The following is a 7,015-nucleotide window of genomic DNA, read 5'->3' as shown; positions in this document are numbered from 1 at the left end:
CGCTTATCCCAAAGGATTTGCGAGGCAGTTATTACTCGTTGTTCAGTTTTCAAAGAGCAATCTATTCTTTCGTTCGTGTTGCTTGTTTTTCTTGTCGTCCGCGTGTTTCTCTCGGCCGGAATTAGAATATACCATGTATGAATAGTGTATTGCAAGTCTTTTTTTAAAATAAATGAAGATATTTATGTTTTATACGTTTTTATATGCATTTAACATCATGATATATGGTGCAACTAATGAGTTTAGACGTAATGAAATTATAATAGAAGGGTTCCAGACGGATGCATAGTCGGTCTATAATAGTTCGCAGCCCCGCAGCCCAAATGAACTGGATATGGCTAGGTTTTGGAGAAATAGATCTCATTTTTAGATCTAATCTGGCGTAAACAGCCAAAGTAGCTGAAATAGGTCTAAAAAATAGATCTAATCTAGCCCAAAGGCTCCAAATGGAGCGGATATGGCTGAGTTTTGGAGAAATAGATCTAATTTTCAGATCTAATCTGGCGTAAACAGCTGAAGTAGCTGAAATAGGTCTAAAAAATAGATCTAATCTAGTTTAGCGGCTGTAAATTCATCGGATATAGCTGAGTTTTGGAGAAATAGATAGGTTGAACGAAAGTAATGAAGGTAATGAAGGATAAGTGAAGCAAGAGGATCGTACTGGAGAAACGAAATGTTCGCCTTAGTAGCCGAATCCTTAGCTTTACATGTCTTACTCAATTTTAAGAGCCTGGCTGCAACAGCTACCCGATTGGATGATCTACTCGAGCCGCGAACAAAACGAGAAGCTTTAGTTGAACTTTTTTAGAATAAAACTCACTATAATAATCAGTAAAAGCTCTGCTCCTCTTAACAATTATGCCGCTGCAGTAGTCGATAACAGAAACCTATTGGTCATCCTAGTCCCCCTCATTACTGCCACAGATCTATTCAGTGCATTTGCCTGATTCATCATTAAAATGAAACAAAGCAAACGTTAATCCCTTCACGAATAGGCATCTTTCCTAGTGGGCGGAATCACATAAAAAGCGTTGTTCCAAGCAACATTGCAGCATGACAAAAAGCACTCGACGGATGTACCGAATAAGCGCGCTCTTCTAGAACGTACCTTGGTACAGCTTATACGCGCAAAAAAAAACAACCCCAGTCAGCTTTTAAGCCAACAGGGTCGTCTTTGTCTTTTTTTACAATCTATCTATCTAGCTAGTGCTGGTTTGTATTCCTATGTAACGGCAGCGAAAGAATAAACTCGCTTCCTATGCCTTTTTTGCTGCTTAATGTAAGATTGCCTCCAAGAAGATTGGCCAGCCGTTGGCTGATGGAGAGTCCCAGCCCCGTCCCCTCGTATTTCCGGTTAAGTGTGCTGTCCTCTTGCAAGAAGGCCTCAAACACGAGCTTTTGATTTTCTTCGTCAATGCCTATCCCCGTATCTTTGACGATAAATACGATGTGATCTGATATGGAATCCATCGTGACATGTAAGGTAACCGTTCCGTCGTTGGTAAATTTCACTGCGTTGGACAACAAATTCCGCAAAATTTGACTTAACCGAAGTCCATCTGACATCAGCACCTTAGGTACGGCTTCATCAATCAGAACCTCGAAATTTAGCTGTTTCTTATCTGCGAACGGAGCAAGCTGATGATACAAAATCTGAGTAATATCCTCGATTGATATTTCGCCCCACTCCAGCTCCATTTTACCGGCTTCAGCCTTGGATAAATCCAATATATCATTAATGATTCGCAGCAGCTCATTACTCGAAGTATGGATAATGTCCGCATACTCAAAATTTTCGTTATCTGCCTTGCCTGTCTCGTTCTCACGGATCAGTTCGGACAACAGAATAATGCTGTTCAGCGGCGTTCTTAGCTCATGCGACATGTTGGACATAAAATCCGATTTATATTTATAAGACTTTAAAATTTGGTTTGCTTTGTCTTCAAGCTCTCGATGCGTTTCAAGCAGCTCCTGCTTCTGTTTCTCCAAAATCTTATTTTTTTGGCTTAGCTCAATCGCGAGCAGCTGCTCCTTGTAAAAATCATAAATGATAAATAAGAAAAACGCGCCAAGCAGCAAGGAAAGCGGCAGTGTATAAGGCATAATTTGTTTGAGATACAATTCCCGATTCAGCGCACCAAACAATGCAATTCCAGTCACTTGCGCAATATTAATCGTCAGCAGGGAAACCGTTGCTTTCATGAAGTAGCTGCAATGTTGCCGTCTTTGATACAGGATGACAAGACCCGCAGATACTAGCGCCAATATAGCGATATTAATCGATCCGGTCAGCGCATTCGGCGTAATCCCATTCACCATAAATCGCGAAACCGAAATTCCTAAACCGATAAGCAAGACATGCAACGGACTACGAAACATCAGCGTAGCAAAAATAATCGGTATGACCCGCAAATCAAATACAGGCCCATTCGGCACCTGGACGCCTACCATCATCGCCAGCCAGCCCGAGAATATAAACGTAATAATAAGCATAATATTTTTCAGTAGACTTGACGCATTTTTAAATAAATTTTTATATATTAGATTAAATAAATAAGCACAGGTAATTAAAATACTAATATTAGTAAAAAAGGCGACATAAAAGTTCATCGACCAGCCTCCCTTGGATGGGTTTATTATACGCGATGCTGAGCGCTTTGACAAAAGAATAGAACTATAAACTCGTTCAACTCTTCCTTATTTGACGTATCAGAAAAACAGAAAAAGCCTTGTATCACAAGGCTTTTTCTCCATTTATTTCATAATCCGTGAATTCAAAGTTTTAGCTTCGTTTCTCCCCAAACAGCATCTTTAATCGCTCTGTCTCACTAACCCCAGGGCAGGTGCTGCAGTAGCCATGCTGTTTTATTTTAAACGCCATACAACAGTAACGCCGCACATATATCCTCGTATCTGGATACAACGGATGCGACACGCTGCGTAAATGGAGAGCCAAGGGGTTATCGTTTCCCTGCGCCATCAGAATTCCCTGTTCAGCTAGTGCAAGGCTGAGACGCTCCGCGGGCACTTCTAAATCACGGGCATTTTGCAAACGCGCATAGTATTGCCGCAGCTGATGAGCAACCAATGACCACATTACTTTCGGAGAAACACCAGTTTGAGCTGAGACGGATCGAAACAATGCTTCCGTGCTTCGCCGCAATTGCTGGCTATATTCCGTCCGTTTCTCTTTGCGTTCTTGCAGATCTGTATAAGGCAGCAGCTCAGAAGATGCTGGTATCGCTTGATATTCCATCGCTGCCCGCTCAATGATTCGGAAACGCATATCGCTCAGGGATGAGGATAGCGGATAATCAAATAAATCCATGGAAGCAATCAATCCCGTAAATAATACCGAGTAGCGCTTCGCAAATAAAGTACCAACCACTTGTAGATTAGGATGACCTAATTGAGCAGCCTGAAGGTCGAATATCGTTGAACGAGCTGAAGGATCAAGCAAATCTGACACTGTAAACGGATAATGTTCATCCCCAACATGCTCTATGGCTATACGAAAATGGTTTTTCATAAAACCGCTAACGCTCTGAAGAGGTAGCACCTCACCCATAACGCCTTTCTTCATCCCACGGGAGCCTCTCATTTATTCGATCATGCTCAAGACTTCATCTACAATTTGCCCGCGTCCGATAACGCCCCAGCCTTTAAATAGCCAGAAGGAGTCCGTCTCATATACTTTTTCATTCTGAACAGCAGGTACTTTCCCCCACAAAGTACTTTGGTTCATGCTATTCAAATTCTCACGCCCGTTTGGATCTACTTCCATGACGATATAATCTGCATCCAGATCAGGCACAACTTCTAGAGATAAATCCGCTCGCTGCTCCTCGGGAGTAAGTCCTGTAGGCAAGAAGCCGAGATCATGATAAAGCAGCGTATTGGTCGGATGGCCCTTTCCAGCATAAATTTGAAGGTTCTTTTCCCTGACCCGCAAGTAGGCAAGCTTTTTTTGCTCTAGTTTTTTTATTGTCTCACTTGCTTCTGCCGTCTTAGCTTTCAGCTCAGCGATTTTCTCCTTGGCTACATCTACTTTGTCATAAAGCTCAGCAACTTTTAGCAAATCCTTGGTCCAATAGGTGGTGTCATCCTCATATTCAAGCCATTCCGTACCCAGGACAATCGTTGGGGCAATCTTATCAAGCTGTGCATAAGTTTCTTCCGCTGTCCGGCTTTCGACTAGAATAACATCCGGGTCAAGTGCGACAATGGCTTCGAGATTGGGATTATCCGCCGAGCCTACTAGCTGCACACCCTCTAGCTCGCTAGCTAAATAAGGAAGATAGTCTCCCCCATAGCGCACTTCTACGTTGACGCCATACGGCTTCTCGCCAATCGTAAGGAGATGGTCGATATAGGCAGCAGAAAGAACAACAATTCGCTCAATATCTACAGGGACGATTGTCTCTCCCTTCAGGTGAGTGATCGTTCTAGTTAAATTTTCCGTTTCTGGTGCATCCGTAGTTTGCGGTGATGGATGGTCTGTTTCTTTCTGACTAGTATTGCCGCTTGCTCCTCCGCAAGCTGACATCGTTAGCAGCAAGATGATGAGGCACACCAAGGGCGTTAATTTGTTTTTAAGCATCTGTATTTGTTCCCCTTCTCCATTTAATAATAATAATCATTATCATCAATGATAGAGAAGACACCCTTGTTAAGCAATGGATTAATCCAGCTCTTACTGGTGGATTTATTCACTCTGATTAAATTCCAAGTTGTGCCGCTACTTGATTCATCGCCCACATTCTGCCTGTAGGCCCTAATGTTTTAAAGAATAAATCACTTGCATCATATACCCTTCGCTGCTGAACCGCTTCTAAACTCGCCCATTGCTCTGATTGAAGCAACTGCTGCAGTCGCTGTTTTGCTTCCGAGGTAGGATCAGCCATTAGAAATAGATGCTCTGCTCGATACGTAAGCAGATCTTCCAATTGAATGTCCACTGCCCACTCGCGATCAGGAAATTCAACCGGCAAACTCAAGCCAATATCGTCATACAAAAGACTGCCCGTTTGATTGTTTGCTCCATATACTCGATAAAAGTTAGGGCTTACTCTAATAAAATAAGCAGTCTGTCGTCCCCAATACGCCTTCAAACGGTCTCTTATTCCTTCCATGCGTTCCCCATACTGATCTACCCATAAAGCTGCTTGCCGCTCTCTGCCTAATATTTTGCCCATATGCTCCAGCATTTTTCCATATTGATTGGAGTGTGCCAGAACAGCGGTTGGTGCTATTTGATTCAAAGCTTCGTCTTGAACTAGGCGATCGCTTGTCATGATTAAATCAGGCTTCGATTTTAGCAGCGCATCATAATTGGACTTGCCGCTATTCAGCTTCAAGCCTTGTTCGCTTACTGCTGGCAAAGGATAAGAATAGGTTACTCGCTCCTCGTAAGATAATGATGCTACGGGTCTGAGCCCTAGCGTAACTAAATGGTCATCCAGGCCATAATAAAGGGCTGCTATGCGATGGCATTTATTTTTTATATACAACGTAGGCGGGACACCCTCTGCCTTTTTGAAAGCTCTGCTAAAGTAATGCTCGTCCTTATAGCCGACTTGCTCCGCTACTTCCTTCGCTTTCTTTGAAGAAGTTAGCAGTTGCTTGGCTTTAGCCATACGCTGCTTAAAAATATATTCCGATGGGGTTAGCTTCATTTGTTGTTTGAAAACTCGCGTAAAATGGTTCAAGCTGAAGCCTGACATCTGAGCCAGCTGTTCGATTTTAATTTCCTTGCTATAATTCTCATTTATGAATGCCAACGTCTGCTCTATCCCCCGTATCTTCTGCTGTTCATCTTCTTGAGTGGTACTTTCCGCTCTCGCAACTGCATGAAGGAGGCTAGTGAGCAAAGCCGTTTTGGCTTGTTTGTCCGATGAATGCAGGGCTCGCTTAGAAATCAAAGGATGTATCCATTCCATCATTGTTTCTAATGATTGGGATGCCTTCAGCTTTCCCTTAAACGAGAATTCAGGTGGCTTGACCAACCAAGCATTATTTTGTTTATGCAGCTGAACTGCGGAAAATAATACGAGTGAATACTCAAGCGGATGGTTGTCATTCGAGCTTGCTTCTATAAGCATATCAGGCTGTAGAAAAAACAAATCTCCTTTCATTGCAGGAGTTGATGTTCCATTTATCGTAACCGTCCCTTTGCCTCTGCTAATTAAGGCTATGGCATAGAAACGGAGAGTCCTCTGCATTCGAATATCTGCCGTTCCGCCTTCGTAATGGTAACTCCGAATTGAGGTGAAAACCAATTTATGCATAAAGCGGATAGCGTCAGGTTTATTCATCTTCCTACTTCCTTTCTGCGGAACAATTCCCTTCGGGATTATACCCATAGTGCATTTCACGATCTATATTAGCTTACCATAACATTCAAGGTTGATTGAGGCTATCGTTATAGAACTAACTTTTTAAAGTTGATAACGGAATCCACAACTCTCCAATCGGTCTCCGAAGAATTTTGGATAGTTAGATAACCAAAAGAACAACAAAAAAACTCTTCAGACCAGAAAACTGATCCAAAGAGTTTTTTTTGTTGTTTGATGCGCGTAGAGGGACTTGAACCCCCACGGTCGCCCGCTAGATCCTAAGTCTAGTGCGTCTGCCAATTCCGCCATACGCGCGTATCCGAGATAAAAAAATGGTGAGTCATGTAGGATTCGAACCTACGACACCCTGATTAAAAGTCAGGTGCTCTACCAACTGAGCTAATGACTCATAGTCNCTACCAACTGAGCTAATGACTCATAGTCATGGTGGAGGATGACGGGATCGAACCGCCGACCCTCTGCTTGTAAGGCAGATGCTCTCCCAGCTGAGCTAATCCTCCATGGAAACAATAAAACCCACCTCACGTGGGCTGGCTTTGCCTGCGGGCAAGCCAAGCGTTTGCACGCTGAAAACTGGATACGAAAGATTAGGCTTGCTGAAGCCTTGTTGCTGCTGTCTACCGGATGTATGGGTCACAGTAAACGTGTTTAGGATAAGC

The 7,015-nt window shown here is 43.1% G+C and carries 4 protein-coding genes and 3 tRNA genes; all 7 read right to left on the bottom strand.

The features are described from left to right. Positions 1–1,203: 1,203 nt before the first annotated feature. Positions 1,204–2,610, bottom strand: coding sequence for an ATP-binding protein (locus FJQ58_RS00055; RefSeq protein WP_139990442.1), 1,407 nt, complete (start codon positions 2,608–2,610; stop codon positions 1,204–1,206). A gap of 172 nt (positions 2,611–2,782) precedes the next feature. Continuing rightward, positions 2,783–3,583 carry a (2Fe-2S)-binding protein gene (locus tag FJQ58_RS00050; protein WP_162341205.1) on the bottom strand — a complete coding sequence of 267 codons (801 nt, stop codon included), beginning with the start codon at positions 3,581–3,583 and terminating at the stop codon, positions 2,783–2,785. Between the two features lie 18 nt (positions 3,584–3,601). Next, complete coding sequence (locus FJQ58_RS00045) at positions 3,602–4,600, bottom strand: ABC transporter substrate-binding protein (RefSeq protein WP_139990440.1); 999 nt, start codon at positions 4,598–4,600, stop codon at positions 3,602–3,604. Between the two features lie 118 nt (positions 4,601–4,718). Continuing rightward, on the bottom strand, positions 4,719–6,314 hold the full coding sequence (locus FJQ58_RS00040) for an AraC family transcriptional regulator (RefSeq protein ID WP_162341203.1): 1,596 nt from the start codon (positions 6,312–6,314) through the stop codon (positions 4,719–4,721). Between the two features lie 256 nt (positions 6,315–6,570). Then, positions 6,571–6,650: transfer RNA gene (locus FJQ58_RS00035), tRNA-Leu, on the bottom strand. A gap of 18 nt (positions 6,651–6,668) precedes the next feature. Beyond that, positions 6,669–6,744, bottom strand: a tRNA-Lys gene (locus FJQ58_RS00030). A 36-nt stretch (positions 6,745–6,780) separates the two neighbouring features. Next, positions 6,781–6,856 (bottom strand) — tRNA-Val (locus FJQ58_RS00025). Positions 6,857–7,015 lie beyond the last annotated feature (159 nt).

Origin of the sequence: Paenibacillus paridis (genome assembly GCF_006345825.1) — a bacterium.
GTDB classification, from domain to species: domain Bacteria; phylum Bacillota; class Bacilli; order Paenibacillales; family Paenibacillaceae; genus Pristimantibacillus; species Pristimantibacillus paridis.
The sequence above is the reverse complement of the archived record's forward strand: the minus strand, read 5'-3'. Positions and strand labels throughout refer to the sequence as shown.

Bases quoted from the DNA above. Each gene is read 5' to 3' on its own strand.
- FJQ58_RS00055 (WP_139990442.1), bottom strand. From the start codon at position 2,610: ATGAACTTTTATGTCGCCTTTTTTACTAATATTAGTATTTTAATTACC.
- FJQ58_RS00045 (WP_139990440.1), bottom strand. From the start codon at position 4,600: ATGCTTAAAAACAAATTAACGCCCTTGGTGTGCCTCATCATCTTGCTG.
- FJQ58_RS00050 (WP_162341205.1), bottom strand. From the start codon at position 3,583: ATGAAGAAAGGCGTTATGGGTGAGGTGCTACCTCTTCAGAGCGTTAGC.
- FJQ58_RS00040 (WP_162341203.1), bottom strand. From the start codon at position 6,314: ATGAATAAACCTGACGCTATCCGCTTTATGCATAAATTGGTTTTCACC.